Origin of the sequence: Moraxella sp. CTOTU47915 (assembly GCF_031986685.1) — a bacterium.
Classification (GTDB): Bacteria; Pseudomonadota; Gammaproteobacteria; order Pseudomonadales; family Moraxellaceae; genus Faucicola; species Faucicola tetraodonis.
The window spans coordinates 228,996-251,759 of the sequence record NZ_DAMAAE010000002.1 but is presented as its reverse complement, the minus strand read 5'-3'; the positions used below and the strand labels follow the sequence as shown (position 1 = coordinate 251,759).

General features: G+C 43.3%; 22 protein-coding genes. 15 read left to right on the top strand and 7 right to left on the bottom strand.

From position 1 onward, the window contains the following. The first annotated feature begins 702 nt into the window (after positions 1-702). The 8 genes from RTL34_RS03315 (at position 703) to RTL34_RS03280 (ending at position 8,149) form a co-directional block, all read left to right on the top strand. Entirely contained in the window at positions 703-2,418 is a 1,716-nt protein-coding gene (locus RTL34_RS03315; protein WP_173846746.1) for an acetolactate synthase 3 large subunit, read from the top strand. Then, positions 2,418-2,909, top strand: a complete 492-nt coding sequence (gene ilvN / locus RTL34_RS03310) for an acetolactate synthase small subunit (RefSeq protein ID WP_096488820.1) — start codon at positions 2,418-2,420, stop codon at positions 2,907-2,909. The genes RTL34_RS03315 and ilvN overlap by 1 nt, the downstream gene beginning before the upstream one ends. 48 nt (positions 2,910-2,957) lie before the next feature. Next, entirely contained in the window at positions 2,958-3,974 is a 1,017-nt protein-coding gene (ilvC, locus tag RTL34_RS03305; protein ID WP_065252581.1) for a ketol-acid reductoisomerase, read from the top strand. A gap of 148 nt (positions 3,975-4,122) precedes the next feature. Further along, complete coding sequence (locus RTL34_RS03300; RefSeq protein WP_312114558.1) at positions 4,123-4,662, top strand: hypothetical protein; 540 nt, start codon at positions 4,123-4,125, stop codon at positions 4,660-4,662. 211 nt (positions 4,663-4,873) lie between these two features. Then, positions 4,874-5,086, top strand: coding sequence for a cold-shock protein (locus RTL34_RS03295; RefSeq protein ID WP_007116781.1), 213 nt, complete (start codon positions 4,874-4,876; stop codon positions 5,084-5,086). Between the two features lie 469 nt (positions 5,087-5,555). Beyond that, on the top strand, positions 5,556-6,305 hold the full coding sequence (locus RTL34_RS03290; RefSeq protein ID WP_312114556.1) for an electron transfer flavoprotein subunit beta/FixA family protein: 750 nt from the start codon (positions 5,556-5,558) through the stop codon (positions 6,303-6,305). A gap of 68 nt (positions 6,306-6,373) precedes the next feature. After that, on the top strand, positions 6,374-7,306 hold the full coding sequence (locus RTL34_RS03285) for an electron transfer flavoprotein subunit alpha/FixB family protein (protein ID WP_050324358.1): 933 nt from the start codon (positions 6,374-6,376) through the stop codon (positions 7,304-7,306). A 207-nt stretch (positions 7,307-7,513) separates the two neighbouring features. Continuing rightward, positions 7,514-8,149: a hypothetical protein gene (locus RTL34_RS03280; protein ID WP_312114554.1), complete on the top strand. Its 636-nt coding sequence runs from the start codon at positions 7,514-7,516 to the stop codon at positions 8,147-8,149. Between the two features lie 89 nt (positions 8,150-8,238). Here the strand turns inward: RTL34_RS03280 and corA are convergent, their stop codons facing one another. The 3 genes from corA to RTL34_RS03265 form a co-directional block, all read right to left on the bottom strand. Further along, entirely contained in the window at positions 8,239-9,399 is a 1,161-nt protein-coding gene (gene corA / locus RTL34_RS03275) for a magnesium/cobalt transporter CorA (protein ID WP_227522698.1), read from the bottom strand. Between the two features lie 507 nt (positions 9,400-9,906). Beyond that, entirely contained in the window at positions 9,907-10,290 is a 384-nt protein-coding gene (locus tag RTL34_RS03270; protein WP_007116775.1) for a DUF2237 family protein, read from the bottom strand. A 44-nt stretch (positions 10,291-10,334) separates the two neighbouring features. Beyond that, entirely contained in the window at positions 10,335-10,928 is a 594-nt protein-coding gene (locus RTL34_RS03265) for a glutathione S-transferase N-terminal domain-containing protein (protein WP_312114552.1), read from the bottom strand. Between the two features lie 303 nt (positions 10,929-11,231). On the opposite strand from RTL34_RS03265, the gene RTL34_RS03260 reads away from it, so the two are divergent. The 3 genes from RTL34_RS03260 to RTL34_RS03250 are packed head-to-tail and all read left to right on the top strand — an operon-like array spanning position 11,232 to position 14,668. After that, positions 11,232-12,527, top strand: a complete 1,296-nt coding sequence (locus RTL34_RS03260) for an ATP phosphoribosyltransferase regulatory subunit (protein ID WP_312114550.1) — start codon at positions 11,232-11,234, stop codon at positions 12,525-12,527. A gap of 57 nt (positions 12,528-12,584) precedes the next feature. Then, entirely contained in the window at positions 12,585-13,883 is a 1,299-nt protein-coding gene (locus tag RTL34_RS03255) for an adenylosuccinate synthase (protein ID WP_219333226.1), read from the top strand. A gap of 56 nt (positions 13,884-13,939) precedes the next feature. Then, on the top strand, positions 13,940-14,668 hold the full coding sequence (locus RTL34_RS03250) for a sulfite exporter TauE/SafE family protein (RefSeq protein WP_284033958.1): 729 nt from the start codon (positions 13,940-13,942) through the stop codon (positions 14,666-14,668). Between the two features lie 4 nt (positions 14,669-14,672). Here RTL34_RS03250 and RTL34_RS03245 read toward each other — a convergent pair whose 3' ends face one another. Genes RTL34_RS03245 through RTL34_RS03230 form a run of 4 tightly spaced genes read right to left on the bottom strand, consistent with a single transcriptional unit; the run spans position 14,673 to position 17,522 of the window. Beyond that, positions 14,673-15,299 (bottom strand): LysE family translocator, encoded by a 627-nt coding sequence (locus tag RTL34_RS03245; RefSeq protein WP_159676914.1) that lies wholly within the window; start codon positions 15,297-15,299, stop codon positions 14,673-14,675. A 41-nt stretch (positions 15,300-15,340) separates the two neighbouring features. Continuing rightward, positions 15,341-16,159, bottom strand: coding sequence for an ABC transporter permease (locus tag RTL34_RS03240; RefSeq protein ID WP_312114543.1), 819 nt, complete (start codon positions 16,157-16,159; stop codon positions 15,341-15,343). Next, on the bottom strand, positions 16,156-16,872 hold the full coding sequence (locus tag RTL34_RS03235) for an ABC transporter ATP-binding protein (protein WP_309595985.1): 717 nt from the start codon (positions 16,870-16,872) through the stop codon (positions 16,156-16,158). The genes RTL34_RS03240 and RTL34_RS03235 overlap by 4 nt, the downstream gene beginning before the upstream one ends. A 56-nt stretch (positions 16,873-16,928) precedes the next feature. Continuing rightward, positions 16,929-17,522, bottom strand: coding sequence for a cob(I)yrinic acid a,c-diamide adenosyltransferase (locus tag RTL34_RS03230; protein ID WP_007116767.1), 594 nt, complete (start codon positions 17,520-17,522; stop codon positions 16,929-16,931). A 107-nt stretch (positions 17,523-17,629) separates the two neighbouring features. Between RTL34_RS03230 and cysS the strand changes: the two genes are divergently transcribed. From cysS to glmM, 4 genes are all read left to right on the top strand, one after another. Further along, a complete protein-coding gene (gene cysS / locus RTL34_RS03225; protein ID WP_007116766.1) occupies positions 17,630-19,078 on the top strand; it encodes a cysteine--tRNA ligase in 1,449 nt (482 codons plus the stop codon). Beyond that, entirely contained in the window at positions 19,079-19,504 is a 426-nt protein-coding gene (locus tag RTL34_RS03220; RefSeq protein ID WP_007116765.1) for a YqaA family protein, read from the top strand. A gap of 219 nt (positions 19,505-19,723) precedes the next feature. Continuing rightward, positions 19,724-21,190 (top strand): IMP dehydrogenase, encoded by a 1,467-nt coding sequence (gene guaB / locus RTL34_RS03215; protein WP_282840998.1) that lies wholly within the window; start codon positions 19,724-19,726, stop codon positions 21,188-21,190. A 200-nt stretch (positions 21,191-21,390) separates the two neighbouring features. Next, a complete protein-coding gene (gene glmM / locus RTL34_RS03210; protein WP_312114534.1) occupies positions 21,391-22,746 on the top strand; it encodes a phosphoglucosamine mutase in 1,356 nt (451 codons plus the stop codon). The last annotated feature ends 18 nt before the right edge of the window (positions 22,747-22,764 follow it).

The window sequence follows — 22,764 nt, the reverse complement described above, 5'->3', positions numbered from 1 at the left end:
TAGCTTTTAGCAGTAAATTTCGACAAGATAATCGTTTAATTTCCTAAAGGTAATTTTCTAAAAATGACTGGCTCAATCAGTCTGAGATTTTAAAGTTTATCAATCCTTAAAACCAAGCCTTAAAATCAAGCTTCAGACAATTCATTTATCTATAACTAAAAGTTATAAATCCTAGTAGCTTTTTTTTATTGACAAGTGTTAAAAAAACTCACATCATAAGTCCTCTACTGGTCGTTAGTAACAATTATCGTTGGTTACTAATTGGTAAAATCTAAGCTAATTGGCGCTATCCGCTGATTAGGCTCTACAATTGGATGAGAGCATTTTTTACCGTTGTTGTTGTTTATGAATCTAAACAAAAGAATCTAACAACCCTGACTTATCGGTCAACAAAGACAAAAAGTAGCCATCAATTTATACATTACGTAATTTTTGTGATGCTTTCTTTTTTGGTTATCATGCTTTTTGCCCTCGTCTGATTTGTTCACTGTTACCTTATGGCAGTGTTGAAGATTCTTGCTAATCATTTAGCAATTTTTATCTAAAACAACTTCCCAGTATCATTTTTGAAGACGACCATAAAAGGTGATGACAGTGACTCAAACTACCCAAGCTCCCAATATGACGGGAGAAAACCAAACGGCTCACGCTGCACCCAATTTTGACAAAAAAACCGCCAAAGCCTCAGCAGGTGAACCTGTGATGATGTCTGGTGCAGAAATGCTGGTGCAAGCGCTAATTGACGAAGGTGTCGAATACATTTTTGGCTATCCAGGCGGCGCCGTGTTGCATATTTATGATGCTTTGTTCAAACAAGATAGCATTGAGCACATCCTCGTGCGTCACGAACAAGCAGCGGGTCATATGGCAGATGCTTATTCCCGTGTCACAGGTCAAACAGGGGTGGTATTAGCGACATCAGGTCCAGGCGCCACCAATACGGTTACTGCCATCGCAACCGCGTTTATGGATTCCATTCCGATGGTTATCATCTCAGGTCAGGTGCCTTCAAGCCTCATCGGTGATGATGCGTTCCAAGAAACTGATATGATTGGTGTGTCACGTCCTGTCGTCAAACACAGTTTTCAAGTACGTCATGCCAGCGAAATCCCAGAAATCGTTCGCAAAGCATTTTATATTGCAAGCTCTGGTCGCCCAGGTCCTGTGGTGATTGATGTACCTAAAGATAAAACTGCGCCTAACGAAAAATTCCCTTATCATTTCCCTGAGTCGGTCAGTATGCGTTCTTACCAACCATCGGTTCGCGGTCATTCAGGACAAATTCGTAAAGCCATCGAAACCTTAATTGCAGCCAAACGCCCTGTTTTATATTCAGGTGGTGGCGTGATTGCGTCAAACGCAAGTGCAGAATTAACCGCATTGGCCCGTTTACTTAATTTGCCTGTGACTAATACTTTGATGGGATTGGGCGCTTATCCAGGGTCGGATAAACAGTTTTTAGGTATGCTTGGGATGCATGGTACGTATGAAGCCAATATGACCATGCACAATTCAGATGTGATTTTGGCAGTGGGTGCGCGTTTTGATGACCGTGTGACCAACAATACGCAAAAATTCTGTCCAAACGCTAAAATTATCCATATTGATATCGACCCTGCATCAATCTCAAAAACCATCAACGCACATATCCCGATTGTCGGTGATGTAAAAAATGTGCTAAGCGATATGCTCGCCGTATTAACAGAAAATAACGCACAGCTTGACCAAGCCGCGCTAAATGATTGGTGGGCGCAAATCAATGAATGGCGTAAACGTCATGGTCTACGCTATGACAAAGACGACAGCAATGGCATGAAACCACAGCACGTTGTTGAGCGCTTATATGAGTTAACGCATGGTAAAGCTATCATCACATCTGATGTGGGTCAGCACCAAATGTTTGCCGCCCTATACTATAAATATGACGAACCCCGTCAATGGTTAAACTCAGGTGGGTTAGGCACCATGGGGGTAGGATTACCTTATGCAATGGCAGCCAAACTTGCTAACCCAGAGCGTGATGTGGTCTGTATCACCGGTGAAGGCTCAATTCAGATGAATATCCAAGAGCTATCAACTTGCCTACAATATAACTTACCAGTAAAGATTTTAAATCTTAACAACGCCCAGTTGGGTATGGTCAAGCAATGGCAAGATATGATTTATGAAGGTCGCCATTCGCACTCTTATATGGATTCATTGCCAGATTTTGTCAAACTTGCAGAAGCTTACGGTCATGTCGGTATCCAAATCACTGACCCAGCCAAACTTGATGAACAACTTGCTTATGCCTTATCACTCAAAGATCGATTGGTATTTATCGATGTGCTAGTCGATAAAAACGAGCATGTTTATCCAATGCAATTAGCAGGTCAGTCAATGCGTGATATGTGGTTAGCCAAAGGGGAGCGTACCTAATGAAACATTTAATTTCTGTCTTAATGGAAAATGAATCAGGGTCACTGTCTCGTGTGGTGGGCTTATTTTCACAACGTGGCTACAATATCGAGACACTGAACGTTGCCCCAACCGATGACCCGACTTTATCGCGTTTGACCTTGACCACAGATACCGATCAAAATAAGATTGAGCAAGTGACCAAACAGTTGCACAAGCTGATTGAAATCGTTAAAGTAACCACGCTGACCGATAATGTACATATTGAGCGCGAACTCATGCTGATCAAAGTACGTGCCACGGGTAGCAACCGCGAGGAAGTCAAGCGCTGTGCGGATATCTTCCGTGCAAGTATTGTTGATATCACGCCCAATGTCTATACCATTCAAATTGTCGGTGACACCGCAAAATTGGACGGCTTTATCGAATTGATGGGACGTGAACGCATTTTAGAGGTCGTACGTTCTGGTGTTATTGGTATCGCTCGGGGTGAAAAAATCCTCAGCGTCTAAATTTACCAACCTTTTAATAGTAGTTGTTTTTTACACAAGGAAATAGTTATGAACATTTTTTATGATAAAGATTGTGATCTATCAATCATCCAAGGCAAAAAAGTTGCGATTATCGGTTACGGATCACAAGGTCACGCCCATGCATTAAACCTAAAAGACAGCGGTGTTGATGTCACCGTAGGTCTTCGTAAAGATTCATCATCTTGGAAAAAAGCAGAAAATGCCGGTCTAAAAGTGGCTGAAGTAGAAGAAGCAGTCAAGCAAGCCGACCTAGTCATGATTTTGACCCCTGACGAATTCCAAAAACAATTATACAATGACGTGATTGAGCCAAACATCAAACAAGGTGCCACGCTTGCGTTTGCCCATGGTTTCTCAATCCATTACAACCAAGTGGTACCTCGTAAAGACCTAGACGTCATCATGATTGCGCCAAAAGCACCGGGTCATACCGTGCGTAACGAATTTGCCACAGGCGGCGGTATTCCTGACTTAATCGCCGTTTACCAAGATGCCTCTGGTCAAGCCAAACAAGTCGCATTGTCTTACGCGATGGGCGTCGGCGGTGGTCGTTCAGGCATCATCGAAACAACGTTCAAAGACGAAACTGAAACGGACCTATTTGGTGAGCAAGCGGTACTGTGTGGTGGTGCGGTTGAACTGGTCAAAATGGGCTTTGAAACCTTGGTTGAAGCAGGTTATGCCCCAGAAATGGCGTACTTTGAATGTCTACACGAATTAAAATTGATTGTAGACTTGATGTACCAAGGCGGTATTGCTGATATGAACTATTCAATTAGTAACAACGCAGAATATGGTGAATACGTGACAGGTTTAGAAGTTATTAATGACCAATCACGTGAAGCAATGCGTAATGCCCTAAAACGTATCCAATCAGGCGAATATGCAAAAATGTTTATCGCTGAAGGTATGTCAAATTACCCATCAATGACAGCGCGCCGCCGTCAAACCGCTGAGCATGAAATCGAAAAAACAGGTGCCAAACTTCGCGGTATGATGCCTTGGATTACCTCAAGCAAAATCATCGATAAAGAGAAAAACTAGTTTTGCACCCAGTTAGGTTTACCAATGGCATCATACCCAATTGGTAAAAACAATAAAATGACAATAACCCTGCGCTGTGTAAAGTTACATGGACAGGGTTTTTTAGTATAAAATAATGGGTATCGATATAAAGTTTATGAGATTTGTTTTGAATATAGCGTCTGTTTGGCAATTGTCCACTGCAACTTTGTTACACACTTTTAGCGGTATGAGTGCTTTGCCTGCATTGGCAAATCCTTTGAATCACCTAATAGGGGATAGCTATACGTTAAATTGGCAAGCAATTTATCTGGTCGGTACGTTAATTGTCGCCCTACTGATTGCCTATGAATCCGTAGTTTTAAAGAAAAACTTGGGAAAACTGCCGCAATCAACGTTATTTAGCGTGAGCTCCATATTAGAAACTGTGTGGCTTATGGTATCCGTGGTCGCCGTATATTATGGCGGATTTAGTAGTATTGCCAAAGTCGTGCCATTTGCCTATATTTTATATAGCGTATTTGGTTGGATTTACGGATTTTATCTACTCAAAGATCAGGCAAGCGATATTAAAGATGTTGATGATATGAGTATGCCCATCAAATATATGGACTATAGCCTATCATTTTCACTGGTGATTATGGTGACCAGCATTGCGATATTTATCAATATGTTGATGAACGGCGTAATCGCTTTTAATCTAGCTTAATAAAGTCAATTTAAATCCCTTTTTAATTGTAACTTTGTGGTAAAAAGTTCAAAAAATAGTAGGTGAAACGCTAAAACTAGGCTATACTGTGATTATTCGCTAAAATACACTTAACAAACTTTTGGCGATGACAATTTATAACACCCTGTATTTACCTAAGTAATTGCAAGCGTTATAGATAACATAGTTAATTTTTAATGTAGGATTTTTTATGTCAGATAAAGCTACTGGTACTGTAAAATGGTTCAATGAGAGCAAAGGTTTCGGCTTCATCGCTCAAGACAATGGCGGTCAAGACGTTTTTGCTCATTACAGTGCAATCCAAGGTTCAGGTTTTAAAACACTTAAAGAAGGTCAACGTGTGAGCTTCGTATTGAGCCAAGGTCAAAAAGGCCCACAAGCCGAACAAATTGAAGCACAATAATAATAACTACAAGCTTAATTGTTTGTTTATTAACTGCTTATCTTAATTAGCTTGCAATAAAGAAAAACAACCAGACGATAGGTTGTTTTTTTTTTGCGCATTTTTTGTGAAAATGTGGATATATCAAGCACAAGACATTGTATGTTGAATATTTAGTTAAAAAATTTCCCTAATTATTTTAGTTATGATATATTCGAAAAATTCAAGAATTTTTGATGTTTTCCAACCATTTTTTTATGACTTAAAATTCATAGGATTTTCTTGATTTGTTGGGTAAGTTATCGCAACATATATTATTAACGAAGATAATGGGTATTGTGAGTATTCACAGTATAACTATTCTTTTTAACTTGCTAAGTTAGCTCACCAAGCTAGTTTAAGTTAACAAGAATAGGATGTTCATTTTATCATGACTGGGGATACTTGGATTTATCCTCCTTTTTTAATTCATATAACAAACGAGGAACGTATGAAAGCATTAGTTGCTGTTAAACGTGTAGTTGACTATAACGTAAAAGTTCGTGTAAAAGCGGACAACACTGGTGTTGACTTAACCAATGTTAAAATGTCTGTAAACCCATTTGATGAGATTGCTGTGGAAGAAGCCGTACGTCTACAAGAAGCGGGCGTGGTCTCTGAAATTGTTGTTGTATCTATCGGACCAAAAGAAGCACAAGAACAAATCCGTGGTGCAATGGCACTGGGTGCAGATCGTGGTATTTTAGTTGAAACTACCGACACTGTGCGTCCACTACAAGTCGCAAAAATTTTAAAAGCGATTGCACAAGCTGAAGCTGCTGACATCATTTTACTAGGCAAACAAGCGATTGATGATGACAACAACCAAACAGGTCAAATGCTAGCGGCATTACTAGACGTGGGTCAAGCAACCTTTGCATCACAAGTAAAAGTCGAAGGTGGTAGCGTCAACGTAACACGTGAAATCGATGGGGGCTTACAAACCGTTCAGTTATCATTGCCTGCGGTTGTCACCACTGATTTACGTTTAAATGAACCACGTTATGCCAAACTGCCTAACATCATGAAAGCGAAGAAAAAACCATTAGAAGAGAAAAAACCAGAAGATTATGGTGTTTCTACCGCTAGTAACATTCAAATCGTAAAAGTAACGCCACCTGCAGAACGTAAAGCGGGTGTTAAAGTTAAATCGGTTGACGAGTTAGTCGATAAATTAAGAAACGAAGCTAAAGTTATCTAATCACTTAACTACCTTCAATTTAATTCGTCATTTAACGATAGCGATTATCAAATATTAAGGAAAATCTCATGGCAATTTTAGTATATGCAGAACATGATAATAAAGAGCTGAAAAAAGCAACACTCAACACCGTAACGGCAGCAAGCAAAATCGGTGGCGATATCGTTGTATTAGTTGCAGGTCTTGGCTGTGAAGCCGTAGCAGAACAAGCCGCTAAAGTAGCGGGTGTATCAAAGGTGCTTTGTGCAAGTAATGCTGCTTTTGAACATCAACTGGCTGAAAACGTTGCTAAACTAGTGGTATCGCTTGCAGGTGATTATAGCCATATCGTGGTACCAGCAACAACCACAGGTAAAAACTTCTTACCACGCGTTGCCGCTTTGTTAGACGTAAATATGCTAACTGATGTAACCGCTGTGATTGATGCAGAGACATTTGAACGTCCAATCTACGCAGGCAATGCCATTGCAACGGTTAAAGATACTGAAAGCAAAAAAGTTATCACAGTTCGTACCACTGCATTTGATGCAGCGGCAGCAGAAGGCGGCGCAGCCAGTATAGAGCAAGTAAGCGCAGGCGAAGATGCGGGCAAATCAAAATTTGTCGGTGAAGAGTTGGCAAAATCTGATCGTCCAGAATTAACTGCTGCAGAGATTGTTGTATCAGGTGGTCGTGCATTAGCCAGCGGTGAAAACTTCACCAAGTATATTGAACCACTGGCTGATAAACTAGGCGCTGCGATGGGTGCATCACGTGCCGCAGTTGACGCAGGTTATGTGCCAAACGACCTACAAGTGGGTCAAACCGGTAAAATTGTCGCGCCAAACCTATACATTGCCGCAGGTATCTCAGGTGCCATTCAGCATTTGGCAGGTATGAAAGATTCAAAAGTTATCGTTGCCATCAACAATGACCCAGAAGCGCCTATCTCTCAAGTGGCTGATTATTTCCTAGAAGGTGATATTTTTACAGTCTTGCCAGAACTAACTAGCAAATTGTAATTGCCGCTATCATCAGCTACTAAGCGATAAATATATAGGCGATAAATATAAAAAAACCTCATGCTTTTTGAGGTTTTTTTATTTGCTATTTACTGGCTAAGCACTGACTTAATTATCGCTAAAAGTATATTGATTGTTGTATAGCGACTAGGTAATATAATAAAAATTATGGGATTTTATTGATAGTTAATTTTTTGGGAATAAATTGTGAAAATGGATTTAAAAAAATTCCGTACAGAGATGCAGCAGCGGCTTAGCGAGCAGCAACTAGACAATGTGAAAGTACGTCCCTTTATCTGTTCAGGGTCACCCCTTAATTGCAAGATTATGATGGTCGGCTACAATCCAGCGCGCGAAGTTAATTTAGACGTGTTTGATGCCGATATTTGGGATGATGACATGGGATTTGACCGTGAATCGTTTGCTGAGCATTATGACATCGCGAGCTACAATGATGATTTACAGTGGAATCGCAACCATATATTTCAGCAAAATTTGATTGATGAAATCTCAAATCATCCGGTGATTGAAACCTACCTTTATAGTGTCATCACCCCTAAGAAGACTTTACTAAGCCCTCAGCATAAACACACCCATTTATTTGATTGGCTATATGGTATTCTCAAACCTGTTTTAATCATTACCCAAAATATGGATGTCATTAAATATTTTGAGCGAGAAGCCAATAAAACTCTTGTGAGAAATACATTTAACGCCATTACTTATCGCGATTTACACTGTGTGATTTTGCCCATCAGCCATTTATCCAAAAAATGGAATGACACCGAAATGTACCATTTGAAAGCAGAAATTGATGAGCTGTTTAATTTAATTACTGTTTAGAGAATAGTGTTTAATTGATAAATTTATAAACCAATAATAAAAAAACCTAACAGCATCATCTGTTAAGCTTTTATAATTAAAGATAAAATTTATAACCAACCTGCCTTTTTAAAGCGATAGTAAAGCGTGAAACAAATGGTCAAAATAACGGCTAATAAGACATAGTAGGCATAATGCATTTTTAGTTCAGGCATATTTTCAAAGTTCATCCCATAAATCCCTGCGACCGCGGTCGGAACCGCGAGGATACCTGCCCAAGCGGCAAGTTTTCGTACCACATCATTCTGACCCGTATTTACCACTGCCATGTAAGTATCCATGGCAACACTGAGCATTTCGTTGAGTCCATTGACCGCATCGAGCGCACGCAGTAGATGGTCATTGACGTCGCGAAAATACGGTTTGGCTTGGCTAGGGAAACTTGGAATCAAATCAGTCTTTTTATGATTGATAAAAAAATTACAGATATCTTGTACGGGCAAGATGACAGCACGCATATGTACGAGCTGTGATTTTAATTCATACAAATTGCGCAGTGTATGCTTGTTAAAGTTTTCAGAGAAAATTTCCCGTTCTTGCTCGCGCAAATAACGCCCTAATTTTTCAGTGATAGGTAAATAGTTATCGACGATAAAGTCTAAGATGGCATGCAGCACAAAGATGGGTCCAAGGCGCAATTTTTCTGGTCGGCGATGACAAAAATCTCGCACACTTTGGTAGCTATGAGAGGCACCTTGACGAATAGTGATGATATATTGCTTGCCCATAAAGATGGCCGTAGTGCCATAACGAATGGTGTTTTCGGTCAATTTGGCGGTTCGTACCACCACGAACACACTATCATTACCATAGCTTTCAACTTTGGCGCGTTGATGTTCAGCAAAAGCATCTTCAATGGCAAGTTCGTGCAAGTCAAATGCCTCTTGAACTTCTCGAATGGTTTCGATACTTGGGTCGTGTAGTCCTACCCAAACAAATACATTGTTGTTGGATAATTCGCGGCGCACATCATCAAGTTTAATCTCGCCGATTTTTTCCCCAGATTTACGAGAGTAGGCGAAGCAGTTGGCAATCTCATTTTTCCCTTTAAAGCGATCTTCGGTGATTTCAGCTTCAGGGTTGTACTCAGGGGGTGGTACATCGGTCGGTGCATAGACTTCGACAGTGCCGTCATCGTCATAATTTTCGCCATAGATATAACTATCATCACCGTGCAAATCGAGTTCTTCATCAGTGATTTCATCATACATGACATCCGCATTGGCAAGGGTAAAAGAATCCGTCGACATATCATGTGGCGGATTAAGTGTTGAGGCTAACGGCAGCGTGACGTGCTGGGTCGTCTGAGTGGGGTGCTCTAATAAATCGTCGCTGCGTTCAGATAAATTTTTGTTTTGGTGGGGTGGCGTCATAACCAAAAACCTCGCTATCACGATTTGAAAGAGTTGTATCAGATCGAATAAATGTGTCCAGTCGTTATCAAAGTACTTAAAAGGTAGCAACCACAAAACAGCAAGTAAACATCAAAGTAGGCAAATGCGCCTGTGTGTTCTTGCTATTTTGTAACTCTCAGTGATTTTTAAACGAATAAAAAAAGAAGTCATGCATTAACAATGCAATCATACGGCTAAAATTAGATGGATAATGATAACAGTGAAAAATGACAATCTCAAGATAATTATACGTGACAGACCGCTAAAACCTAGTTGAATCTAGTTAACCATGGACTTAGCAACGGGGATTTTTTCACTATCGCCTTAAATAGCGTACTGCTGCAGTGTTTCTATATCTACTAACTCTAAGAGGCTCTCATGGCATGCGGCAAGCTTTAGCGGCGGCGCAACCCCCGCATCCAATGCTTCCACCCAGCGTAGGGCACACAAGCACCAAAAATCATTGGGCTGCAGCCCTGGAAAACCAAATTCGGGTAAAGGTGTCACCAAATCATTGCCTTTGGCAACAGAAAATTCTAAGAATTCTCGGGTCATTTTGGCGCAAACCGTGTGTAAGCCGACGTCACCAGCGCCAGTATGACAAAAACCATTTCGATAATAACCTGTTAACGGGTCAAAACAGCAACTCGCTAATGCGGTACCCAGTACATTGGTTTGGTTTAATTCAGCTTTTGGATGATAGGACATAGTGAGCTCTTTTTACGTTTTGATTGGGCTAGATGGATGATTGGCTAAAGTTGAGAGATAGATGTTGGTAGTTTTTCTAAAGCAGTACTCTGAGTTTTTTGCATAAAATCTCGCTGATAAAATTGCTCCAGTGCCGCTTTGTTTGCCTCAGTGACTGCCTTGTCAAACACCTCAGCCAAACGTAATTTTAAATACCCTAAGGCAATGCCAAAAAAGATTTGGCCGAGCGCATCGCTTTGTGCATCGAGCTGTGGTGCATTGGGGAGTAAATTCGACAATAGACTAGTTGAGCGCTCAATAAATGGATGTGGGGTAGTGCTTGATGGTTGAAAGCGCTCGGTGGCAAAGGCGCGAACAGTTTGATTGATAATGCCTAAGCTCAGGCTTATTAAAGCGGCAGATTTTTCATCAGCGAAAATTTGCGGCATCAGATGCGCCAAAATCACACTGCTTTCGGTGATGAGTAATTGATTATCGGTGAGCAGGGCAGGTACTTGGCTAAAAGGGTTGACCGCTAATAATTCTTGTGGGTTTTCCCAAGGCATGACAAATATAAGCTCGGCATCGATTTGCTGGCGTAAACAGGCGACCATCACGAGACGGGCGAAAGGGGAAGTAGTTGAGACAAAGAGTTTCATGGGTGAATTGGATTTCCCTATACTGGTTGCATGGCTGTAAGTTTTAATAAATAAGTTTCAAAAAATTTTATAGGAGTTTAGCATAAAAAATTGGGCAATAAAAAAATGCCTAACCCCAGTGAAGCTATGATACAATGAAAAGGAAAAGTGCCCTTATTTTATTCTTTGCTTATTTTATTTTTGTAAGTGCCCTTCTCATCGATTATTCTATGATTTTACATGGTAATTCATGGTCTATGTTTTCATATGGCCGCTTGTTGTCATGTCTAGTGATATATCATTTAATCATCCTTAGGATTTATTGTGTCAAATTTAGCATCAAATTCCACAAATGTGGCAAATCAGTCTGCTTTTTATCTTAATACAAAAAATACTTGGCTATTACCCGATGGGGTTGTCGACTTACTATCAACCGAAGCGGTAAAGCAAGAAACCCTGCGTTATCAATTGACCCGTATTTTAATCAGCCATGGCTATGAATTTATTAGCCCGCCTATGATTGAATATACCGAAAGCTTGCTCGGCTATGCGTCTGAAGATGTTAAATTACAAACTTTTAAAATCATTGATCAGCTAACCGGTCGGCTCATGGGGGTACGCGCAGATATCACCCCACAAATTGCGCGGATTGATGCGCGTCTACACAATAATCAAGACACTAGTAACCCATCAAAATCAATTTCCCGCTATTGTTATGCAGGGCATGTAATCTATACCATGCCAAAGGGCTTATTTGGTTCGCGCACCCCGCTACAGTTGGGGGCTGAGATTTTTGGTACCGACTCACTAGCCAGTGAAGTGGAGCTATTAGATGTGCTATTTACCTTGTTAGATAGCACGGATGTGATTGTACGCTCGCATATTGATATTGGTCATGTGGCGATTTTTCAGCAGCTTTGCCAGCTTGCCAGTGTACCTACGTATCTGCAAGAAAAACTCATTGAGCTCTATGCCAATAAAGCGTTACCTGAGCTGAAACTTTTGACCAGCAAAATGCGCCAGTTTGGCGAACTTGCCAACGATTTTTATGTGCTTGGCGAGGCAGGTAATGACTTGCAAAAACTGAGTGAACGTCTATCAACTCAAGCCAAACACGATGCTATCATTGCCAAAGCCTTGTCTGATTTGACTTATCTGGTGAGTTATCTCGAAGAGCACTGGGATGCCAATGTCAGTGTCGATGTCACAGGATTGGGATATCACTATCATACAGGCGTTGTCTTTAATGTGTACGTGGCAGATGAGTCATTGCCGCTGATTCGTGGTGGTCGTTTTAGTAATCATTTTCATCATGAAGTTGATAATACCGATGCCGTGCGTTCCGGCGTTGGGTTTAGCTGCGAGCTAAACCGTTGGCAAAATCATATCCAAGTACATGAGCAGCCTTTTACCGTGGTGCCTTATAGCCATGTACAAACTATTTTACATGTACCCAATCATCCTGATGCGCCAGCGCTCAAACAAGCGATTGACTCACTACGCCAAGAAGGGCATCGGGTGATGATTGCGTTGGATGAAACCGATGAACCTGAGCAAACCACCCATCGCTTGCAAGTAGCGAATGGGGTTTGGTACTTAGAGCATTTGGCAGAAAATTAATTTTTAAGCTGTCATAAACTTGTTTTTAGCAATTACTTTGATAAAAGGTGACTTATCATGAAACATACGGGAAAAAACGTCGTTGTCCTTGGTAGCCAGTGGGGCGATGAGGGTAAAGGCAAAATCGTTGACTTATTGACTGAAAAAGCCAGTGCGGTGGCGCGCTATCAAGGCGGTCATAATGCCGGTCACACCTTAGTCGTTGGCGGTAAAAAAACCGTATTACATTTGATTCCATCGGGTATTCTACGTGAAGGGGTCACTTGCTACATCGGTAATGGCGTGGTGCTAGCCCCAGACGCGCTATTAAAAGAAATGCAATCACTGGTTGAAGCAGGCGTGCCTGTGCGTGAGCGACTCCGTATTTCACCCAACTGCCCACTGATCATGCCACAACATGTAGCGCTTGACCAAGCCCGTGAAATCAAACGCGGCAACAACAAAATTGGCACGACCGGTCGTGGTATCGGCCCTGCCTACGAAGACAAAGTAGCGCGCCGCGCGTTGCGTTTTGCTGATTTGTTGCGAGCTGACTTTGCCGATAAACTAAAAACTAACCTTGAGTTTCATAACTTTGCCTTGACCCAATACTATGGGGTGGACGCAGTCGATTTTGAGGCGACCTTAAAGTTGGCAGAAGAGTGGCGTGATGCGCTAAAAGACTTGGTAGCTGATGTGACGGGCGAGCTTGACAAGCTATGCAAAGAAGGCAAAAACTTAATGTTTGAGGGCGCGCAAGGTACGTTGCTTGACGTTGACCACGGCACTTATCCCTTCGTTACCAGCTCAAATACCACCGCTGGCGGCGTGGCGACGGGCACCGGTCTTGGACCCTTGTACTTTGACTACGTATTGGGTATCACCAAAGCTTACACCACACGCGTGGGCGCTGGTCCTTTCCCAACTGAGCTATTTGATGATATCGGTGAGCACATCGGTACTGTGGGTCAAGAATTTGGTGCTACCACGGGCCGCGCCCGTCGTTGTGGTTGGTTTGATGCAGCGATTCTACGCCGTGCTGTGGTACTAAACTCACTATCTGGTATCTGCTTGACCAAGCTTGATGTGTTAGATGACCTTGATCAGCTCAATATCTGCACGGGTTATGAGTTGCCAAGTGGTGAAGTTTGCGGCTCTAGCGATGCGGAGTTTTATGAGAATGTCAAACCTATCTACGAAACTTTGCCGGGCTGGAAAACGAGCACTGTGGGTGTGACAGAGTATGACAAGCTACCTGAAAATGCCAAAGCTTATATCAAACGCATTGAGCAGCTTATCGAGTGTCCCGTTGACATTATCTCAACAGGTCCTGACCGTGCCGAAACCATCGTGCTACGCGACCCATACGATGCCTAACCCTCACTCATCAAAAAACCCGATGTCACATCGGGTTTTTTATTTTAGGGTAAAAAATGCTGAATGATAGCTTACTCGCCTTAGCCAATTTATTAACCTCTGCTTTAACCGCTATCACAGGCGTGGGCGGCGGCATGATACTCATTGGACTGATGCCATTTTTTGTGCCTGCTGCAGCGATTGTGCCAGTGCATGGCGTGACCCAGCTTGTCAGTAATGCCACGCGCGCTTGGTTTGGTCGGGCTGCCTTAGACTTTACCTATTTTTGGCAATTTTTGGCGGGCTCATTGACGGGACTGTTGGTATTTGGCGTGCTTGTGCGCTTTATCCATTTAGAGCTTATTCCGTTATTTATCGGCATTTATATCTTACTAATAACTTGGTCAAGCACTTTTAACCGAGTGATTCGCCGTTTTGAAAGTTTCTTTTTGGTCGGATTTGCACAAACGGGCTTGGGCGTGTTTGTTGGCACACCGGGTCCACTCAATATCGCCATGCTCAATAAGTACTATGATGATAACAATGTCGTCGTTACCACGGGCGCCTTGATGATGACGGTGGTGCATACCGCTAAATTGATAGTTTATGTGGCGATGGGATTTGTGTTTGCCGATTATTGGCAATTGCTAGTGATGATGGTCATCATGGCAACCGTTGGCTCATGGCTTGGTACCCGACTTCGCCATAAAATCCGTTTAGACTGGCTAGAAAAAGTCCTGCCGTATCTACTCACCCTCATAGCGCTCAAATTGATTGTCGATATCGTCCACCGCTATTTTTTTTGAACCCCTAATGCCAAAAAATCTCAGTGATGAGCGCCATGGCGATGATGATAAATATCAAGCCACATAATCGATTAAGCCACATCAAGCGATTGCCCAATTGCAGCCAATCCGACAGTTTTTTGCCGCTCATGGTATAAACCAGCTGCCACGTTATCTCAATCATAAAAAAACCCACCGTGAGTATGAGGTATTGCGGCAATAAAGGCGCGGAAAAATTGATAAATTTGGGGAAAAATGCGGCAAAAAACAAAATCGCCTTGGGGTTGGACAATGACACCCAAACCCCTGTTTTAAACAGTTGCGCGGGGGTCGGTATGACCTGTAACTGGTCACTGTGCAATTCGCTGTCAGCTTGGCGCCAAGATTTTATCCCAAGATAGGCTAAATACAGCGCGCCAACGACTTTGATAATGGTCAGCAAAAAAGGCGCATTGGTACTGATAAGCCCTAGCCCTAACAGTGACGTTGTCAGTAATATAAATAAACCCATGCTCAGCCCTGCTAACGTCCACAGGGTTTTTTTGATGCCATAATTGACACCAAATTGGAACGCTAACAGCATATTAGAGCCAGGCGCTGCTGAGATAAGGCAAGTACTGATTAAAAAAAATAAGAAATTTTGCAGGGTCATTAGAATTTTTAGTAAATAAGTGAAAGATAGCCAATCAACGGTTAATGAGAAGTCTTGGCAGTGGGTGGAATGACAAACTGCCATTGCGGGTTAAAAAACCGTCGAAAAATCAGCAAAGTCGCTATTGTACACCCTAAGGTACTGCTGGTGGCAATTAAAAACAGGGTAATAATTTGATAAAGCACGGCTTGGTGCGGGTCTGCGCCTGCTAAAATTTGTCCTGTCATCATACCCGGCAAGCTCACTACCCCCACCACCATCATGCTGTTAATCGTCGGTGTGATGCCATTTTGAATGGCAGCAATGACGTAGGGTTTTGCAGTTTCCCAAGGCGTGGCGGACAATGCCAAATAAGTATTAATCATACTTTGTTCGCGATGAAAACTGCTGACAAGTTGGTTCATAGAGAGTGAGACAGCGGTCAATGAATTACCTAAAATCAGCCCCAATAACGGTATCATCACTTGCGGGCGAAACCATGTAGCAGCGTTGTCTGACAGCACCCACCCACCACCAAATATAGCTACCACCCAACTACTGACAAACACCGCCAATGCCGTATCCCAAAATAACCCTTTATAGGGTTTGTTAACCCGATTTTTGGCAGCGATAGTGGCGATAATCGACATAAAAGTCAAAATTGCTAACACTTCATACCATTGCTCTCTGGCAAAAATCCACGCAAGTACCAGTCCAATGAGACTTAGTTGAACCACCGTGCGAAAACTTGCAATGAGCAGGGATTTGACGATACCCAGTTTCAACCAAACACTGATTGCCATCACCAGTAATAATGCCAGGCTTGCCAGCGCTACTTGTAGGTAGGAGATAGCGGGCATGGTGATGGCTAACATCATCATGGCTGATTGCCTTGTGATACGGATGCGAGTGCTTTGCTATCCACCGTTAACTTGTGATTGCTTAATTGACCATCAGCCATCGTCCAGTGGCTAGTGCCAATCGCCAATAAGCGCTGAATTTGGGTCGGCTCATGGCTGATCCACACGACGGTGGCATTGGGGGTGGACTGATACCAGTGGTTAATCAATGTTTCGACTTGCTGGGTGGTGGTGGCATCAAGGGAGGCGGTAGGCTCATCGAGTAATAAAATGGTCGGGTGCAATTGTAGCGTGCGTAATAAATTGACGAGCTGTTTTTCGCCACCCGATAAGCTGCGGCTATCTTGCTGTAAAAACTGCGGTGATTTGCCAAGGTTAACTAGCTGCTGCTCGTGCCAAGATACATCGATTTTTTTGTCTTTATAAAGTGCAAAGCTAAAGGGCAGGCTCAAGTTGTCTAAGACGCTGCCCTCAATCATCTCACTTAGTTGCGCAATATAGGCAACCTGTGAGCGCCAAATAGCCGGCGTCAAATCGGTCAAATTTTTGCCGTTTAAGGTAATGTGACCTGCTGACTTAGGTAATAGGCTAGATAGCAGCTTTAACAGTAACGATTTGCCACTGCCAGACTGTCCTGTGATGACAATAAAGTCATGGTCATGGATTTCACCTGAAACATGATTGACGAGTGTTCGATGGTCGATTTGGTAGGACAGTTGGTCAAATTGCAGCATGGCTTTTTAAGTATGGTGTTTTTAACGGATAGCGTTTTTAAAGTATCGTGATAGAGTTATGACAGGGTGGCTTTATCCCAAAGCACTTCTTGACCGTCATCCAACCGAGCAACGACGCGCGCCAATACAAACAGCCAATCGGATAGACGATTGATAAACTGCAGACTAATTGGTGAGACATTATCATCCCGCGAATTTAATGCCACGAGTAGGCGCTCAGCGTCTCGGCAATAGCAGCGAGCGATATGCACTTGGCTAGTCACAATGGTGCCTGCAGGCAAAATAAAATCTTTGAGGGGTGGTAAATGGGTGTTCCACTCATCAATTTGATTTTCCAGCTCTGTCGCATACTCTGCCAAAATCCCGCGGTATTCGGGCATAGCAAGTTCACCCCCTAGATTGAAAAGCTGGTGCTGCAAGCGGCTTAGCTTAGCATCAAATTGGGAATGGTTAGGTTGGTTTTGGCTATTTTGAGTATGGTTATCTTGACTAAGATAGCCCCGCAATAAACCGATTTGGGAGTTTAATAAGTCAATTTTGCCCATGGCGTCAAAGCGTAAGTCTGCCTTAGACACCCGTGAACCATTCGCCATGCCAGTGGTGCCGTCATCGCCCGTTCGGGTGTAAATCTTTGATAATCGATTGCCCATTATAGAGACCTTAAAGTGTGAAATATGCCAAATCATAGCACTTTTAACAAAATTTCGGTATGATAACCGATTGTCTTTTTTACCCAATTTGCAAAGGTGACTATCCCATGACACAGCTGACACAGCCCATGCCGATTACCATATATGACTCGATGAGTGGACAAAAACGCCCATTCACGCCCTTAGAAGCAGGCAAAGTTGGCATGTATGTCTGTGGGATGACGGTGTATGATTATTGCCACATTGGTCATGCACGGGTCATGGTCGGCTTTGATGTGGTCGTGCGCTGGCTGCGTCATATTGGCTATGATGTCAATTATGTGCGTAATATTACCGATATTGATGACAAAATTATTAACCGCGCTAAGGACAATGGCGAAAGTATCTATGAGTTGACAGACCGCTTTATCAAAGCCATGCATGAAGATGCTGATAATCTGGGCTGTGAGCGTCCTAACAGTGAGCCAAAAGCCACGGATTTTATCCCACAGATGCAGCATCTAATTCAAACGCTGGAAAGCAAAAATTTAGCCTATCAAGGCGCAACGGGCGATGTCTATTATGCGGTCGAAAATTTTGCTGAGTATGGCAAACTCTCAAAACGTCGCCTAGCCGATATGCAAGCGGGTGCTAGCGAGCGGGTGAATGTTGAGACAGACAAAAAAAATCCGTTTGACTTTGTATTGTGGAAATCTGCCAAACAAACAGAGCCATCTGAGACCAAATGGCAGTCGCCTTGGGGGGTGGGTCGCCCAGGTTGGCATATCGAATGCTCGGCAATGAGTACTTGCTGCTTGGGCGACACCTTCGACATCCACGGCGGCGGGCATGATTTGCAGTTTCCGCACCACGAGAACGAAATTGCCCAATCTGAAGGCGCAACCGGTAAAACCTATGCCAACAACTGGATGCATGTGGGCTTTATCAATGTTGACGGCGAGAAAATGTCAAAATCACTGGGTAATTTCTTTACCATTCGCGATGTGATGGGGCAGTTTCACCCAGAGACCATTCGCTTCTTTATTTTATCGAGTCATTATCGCAGTCCAGTGAATTTCTCAGATAGCGCGCTTAAAGAAGCCCAAACCAGCCTCACGCGTCTGTATCAAGCCTTAAAATCTGTAGAAAGCCTCACCGAACCAGCCGGCGAGATTGACGAAACCCCATTTGAAACCCCTTTTAATCAAGCGATGTGCGATGATTTTAACAGTGCAGGGGCGGTGAGCGTATTATTTAGTCTAGCGCGTGAAATCAACAAAGCGGTCAATCTCGAAACCGTTGAAGGCAATGCCCAAGCGCTGGCGTTAGCAACATTGCTAAAAGATTTGGCACAACCGCTCAATATTTTACAGCTTAATCCAACCGATTTTTTACAAGCGAAAGTGGGCGAAACGACCGGGTTAAGTGATAGCGAGATTGAAGCATTCATCGAAGCCCGCAAGCAAGCCAAAGCGGACAAAGACTTTGCCAAAGCCGACCAAATCCGCAGTGACCTAAAAGCACAAGGCATTGAACTAGAAGACGGTAAAAATGGCACGACTTGGCGCCGCGTGTAATTGGCTTATTGGTTCCTATGGTTAGCCGCCTTTGGCTCGGCAACCCTATTGCCCATGCAATCTGAGGCGGTGCTTGTCACCTTATTGGCCAAGGGACACTATAAGGCTTGGCTGCTATTGGTGGTGGCAAGCGTTGGTAATGTATTGGGTTCGTGTGTCAATTTTTGGCTTGGGCGTCAGATCGACCGCTTTTATGACAAGCCTTGGTTTCCGGTATCGGCTGTCAAGCTTGCCAAAGCCAAGCGTGTCTATCAAAAATATGGGTTTTGGTCATTGCTTGCTAGCTGGGCACCCATGATCGGTGATCCGATTACGTTGTTTGCCGGTGTGTTCGGTGAACGGTTTTGGCGCTTTTTGCTGTTGGTGACGATTGCCAAGACCGCCCGCTATGTAAGCTTATATGCGCTTTATCTCGGTGTAATTTAGAAAAATGATTGCAATAGACATGTTTTTTATCTAAAATAGGCGGTTAATTTAAAACTTAAATAAAAGATGGTGTCAATTGCGATTTAAGCTGACAACAGACTAAACCACAAGGCTGGGCAGGGAACTGTTCAGCCTTTTGCGGTTTTTTGGCTGTCAAATTTTTCACCACAACAAAATTTTAATTACTATTTAACTACTTTTAACTGCTCCGAGGTCTTTATGTTACGAATTGTTGATGAAGCACTTACCTTTGATGATGTGCTGCTACTACCTGCTTATTCTGAAGTCTTGCCTAAGATGGTAGATTTAAAAACCCGTTTGACACGCGGTATTGAGCTCAATCTACCCATTGTATCTGCCGCGATGGATACTGTGACTGAATCGCAAATGGCGATTACCATTGCCCAGCTTGGCGGTATGGGTATTTTGCACAAAAACATGGACATTGATTTACAAGCCATGCAAGTACGCCGGGTGAAAAAATTTGAAGCCGGTACGGTTGTTGACCCTATCAGCGTATCACCCGATACCAGTGTTGGCGAATTGCTTCGCATCACCAAAGAAAACAAAATCAGTGGTGTGCCTGTGGTAGAAGGTAACCAAGTGGTCGGTATCGTCACCCACCGTGATATCCGTTTTGAAAATAACCTAAGCCAGCCTGTTCGCAATATTATGACCCCAAAAGAAAAATTGGTGACAGTCAAAGAAGGCGAGCCCACAGAGAATATCAAACGTTTGCTACACGAACACCGCATCGAAAAAGTGATTGTTGTGGACGACAATTTTCAATTAAAAGGCTTGATCACTGTCAATGATTTCACCAAAGCTGAAAACAACCCAAATGCTTGCCGCGATAGCAAAGGTCGGCTACGTGTTGGCGCGGCAGTGGGTACGGGCGCAGATACCGAAGCCCGCGTTGAAGCGCTCATCGCTGCCGATGTGGACGTGATTGTCGTAGATACCGCACATGGTCATTCAAAAGGCGTCATTGATCGCGTGGCTTGGGTGAAAAAGAACTATCCAAACATCCAAGTGATTGGCGGTAATATCGCCACTGCTGATGCGGCACTCGTGTTGCGTGATGCGGGTGCCGATGCGGTCAAAGTGGGTATCGGTCCGGGCTCTATCTGTACCACACGTATCATCGCAGGTATCGGCGTGCCGCAAATTTCAGCGATTAGCAACGTGGCTGATGCGCTAAAAAATGATATTCCACTGATAGCCGATGGTGGTATCCGTTTTTCAGGCGATATGGCAAAAGCGTTAGCAGCGGGTGCCTCTTGTATCATGGTGGGTTCTTTACTTGCAGGTACCGAAGAAGCGCCAGGGGAAGTGGAGCTATTCCAAGGTCGCTACTACAAAGCCTACCGTGGTATGGGTTCGCTAGGTGCGATGTCAGGACAAAATGGTTCATCTGATCGTTATTTCCAAGACGCCAAAGAAGGGGTAGAAAAATTGGTACCTGAAGGTATCGAAGGTCGCGTCCCTTACAAAGGTCCAATGAATGGTATCATCAACCAATTAGCCGGTGGCTTACGTTCGTCAATGGGTTACACAGGCTGTGCCAATATTGAAGAAATGCGTAGCAAACCACAATTTGTGCGTGTGACTTCGGCCGGCATGAAAGAATCTCACGTACATGACGTACAAATCACCAAAGAAGCCCCTAATTACCGTGTAAACTAAGTGATAGGTTGATTGCGCTAAAACTGGGTTAACTACCCAGTTTTTTTATAGCCCAATTTATTGCCCAAAGTTTTTATAGCCTAAAGTAACGTGTTGCGCCATCACCCATAAAAACAAACAGATGTCGCAACATGCGTGAAATTTTGCTATGCTAAAATTTTATATTGTGATAACAACAATGGGCGATAAAGGAGAATTAAATGAGTTATTTTGGTACTGATGGTATTCGTGGTAAGTTTGGGGAATTTCCGATACATCCGCAGTTTTTAATCAAATTAGGCTATGCCACGGGTAAAGTGCTGCTAGCCAACCAAGCGACCCCGAACGAAAATCATCGTCCCAATGTCGTCATTGGTAAAGATACACGACTCTCCAGCTATGTTATTGAAGCCTGTCTGCAAGCTGGATTTAACGCCGCAGGGGTAGATGTGCATATGCTAGGCACTATTCCAACCCCTGCCATCGCGCATTTGACCCGAAGTTTTCACGCTGATGCGGGCGTGGTGATATCCGCATCCCACAATCCGTTTTATGACAACGGTATCAAATTTTTCTCCAATGAAGGCAAAAAGCTGTCAGATGAAATTCAGCAAGCCATCAATGAAAAAATTGATGAAATCAAAGATATCAATGTCGTTATTGACACCCCAGAAGCGCTAGGAAAAAGTTATCGTGTGGAAGATGCCAAAGGCCGCTATATCGAGTTTTGCAAGGGCACTTTCCCCTACAACCTAAATTTAAATGCCCTAAAAATCGTCGTTGACTGTGCCAATGGGGCAGGATACAGCGTCGCGCCCCGTGTATTAGGTGAGTTAGGTGCCACCGTAATTGCGATTGGCGATAAACCCGATGGCATTAATATCAACGACAATGTCGGCTCTACGCATCCGGCAAACTTGCAACAAGCAGTGCTTGACCATGATGCCCAAGTGGGTATTGCTTTAGATGGCGATGGCGACCGTATCGTCATGGTCAATGAAAAAGGCGAGTTGGTTGATGGTGACGGCATTTTATATATTTTAGCCACCCAAGCCGAGCAACAAGTCGATGGCGTGGTAGGTACCTTGATGACCAACATGGGTCTGCAATTGGCGTTTGACAAAGCCGGTATTGCCTTTGAGCGCGCCAAAGTCGGCGACCGCTATGTCATGCAAGGGCTTGAAAAAAATGGCTGGATACTGGGCGGTGAGTCATCGGGTCATATTTTAACCCTAGATAAAGCCAGTACGGGCGATGCGATTGTGGCAGGCCTGCAAGTGCTTGCGGTGATGGCGCAGAGCAAACAATCATTATCAGAGCTGATGAAGGGTTATACCCAGCTACCACAAAAATTGGTCAATGTCAGATTGGCGCAAAAACAAGATCCCTATACCTTCCCAGAATTGGCAAATGCGTTTAAAGCTGCCGAAGAAAAATTGACAGGACGGGGTCGTTTACTGATTCGTCAATCAGGTACAGAGCCATTAATTCGGGTGATGGTTGAAAGCGATGATGAGATTGAGTGCGATATGCTAGCCAATGAACTTGCTGAAAAAGTACGCCAAGTGATGGCGTAAAGTTGACATTTCATAAGG

What these genes read in the sequence shown, in the direction of transcription:
- RTL34_RS03290 (WP_312114556.1), top strand. Translation starts at nt 5,556, where the DNA reads ATGAAAGCATTAGTTGCTGTTAAACGTGTAGTTGACTATAACGTAAAA.
- glmM (WP_312114534.1), top strand. Translation starts at nt 21,391, where the DNA reads ATGAGTTATTTTGGTACTGATGGTATTCGTGGTAAGTTTGGGGAATTT.
- guaB (WP_282840998.1), top strand. Translation starts at nt 19,724, where the DNA reads ATGTTACGAATTGTTGATGAAGCACTTACCTTTGATGATGTGCTGCTA.
- RTL34_RS03250 (WP_284033958.1), top strand. Translation starts at nt 13,940, where the DNA reads ATGCTGAATGATAGCTTACTCGCCTTAGCCAATTTATTAACCTCTGCT.
- RTL34_RS03315 (WP_173846746.1), top strand. Translation starts at nt 703, where the DNA reads ATGATGTCTGGTGCAGAAATGCTGGTGCAAGCGCTAATTGACGAAGGT.
- cysS (WP_007116766.1), top strand. Translation starts at nt 17,630, where the DNA reads ATGACACAGCTGACACAGCCCATGCCGATTACCATATATGACTCGATG.
- ilvN (WP_096488820.1), top strand. Translation starts at nt 2,418, where the DNA reads ATGAAACATTTAATTTCTGTCTTAATGGAAAATGAATCAGGGTCACTG.
- RTL34_RS03255 (WP_219333226.1), top strand. Translation starts at nt 12,585, where the DNA reads ATGAAACATACGGGAAAAAACGTCGTTGTCCTTGGTAGCCAGTGGGGC.
- RTL34_RS03230 (WP_007116767.1), bottom strand. Translation starts at nt 17,522, where the DNA reads ATGGGCAATCGATTATCAAAGATTTACACCCGAACGGGCGATGACGGC.
- RTL34_RS03245 (WP_159676914.1), bottom strand. Translation starts at nt 15,299, where the DNA reads ATGACCCTGCAAAATTTCTTATTTTTTTTAATCAGTACTTGCCTTATC.
- ilvC (WP_065252581.1), top strand. Translation starts at nt 2,958, where the DNA reads ATGAACATTTTTTATGATAAAGATTGTGATCTATCAATCATCCAAGGC.
- corA (WP_227522698.1), bottom strand. Translation starts at nt 9,399, where the DNA reads ATGTATGATGAAATCACTGATGAAGAACTCGATTTGCACGGTGATGAT.
- RTL34_RS03235 (WP_309595985.1), bottom strand. Translation starts at nt 16,872, where the DNA reads ATGCTGCAATTTGACCAACTGTCCTACCAAATCGACCATCGAACACTC.
- RTL34_RS03295 (WP_007116781.1), top strand. Translation starts at nt 4,874, where the DNA reads ATGTCAGATAAAGCTACTGGTACTGTAAAATGGTTCAATGAGAGCAAA.
- RTL34_RS03265 (WP_312114552.1), bottom strand. Translation starts at nt 10,928, where the DNA reads ATGAAACTCTTTGTCTCAACTACTTCCCCTTTCGCCCGTCTCGTGATG.
- RTL34_RS03240 (WP_312114543.1), bottom strand. Translation starts at nt 16,159, where the DNA reads ATGATGATGTTAGCCATCACCATGCCCGCTATCTCCTACCTACAAGTA.
- RTL34_RS03270 (WP_007116775.1), bottom strand. Translation starts at nt 10,290, where the DNA reads ATGTCCTATCATCCAAAAGCTGAATTAAACCAAACCAATGTACTGGGT.
- RTL34_RS03285 (WP_050324358.1), top strand. Translation starts at nt 6,374, where the DNA reads ATGGCAATTTTAGTATATGCAGAACATGATAATAAAGAGCTGAAAAAA.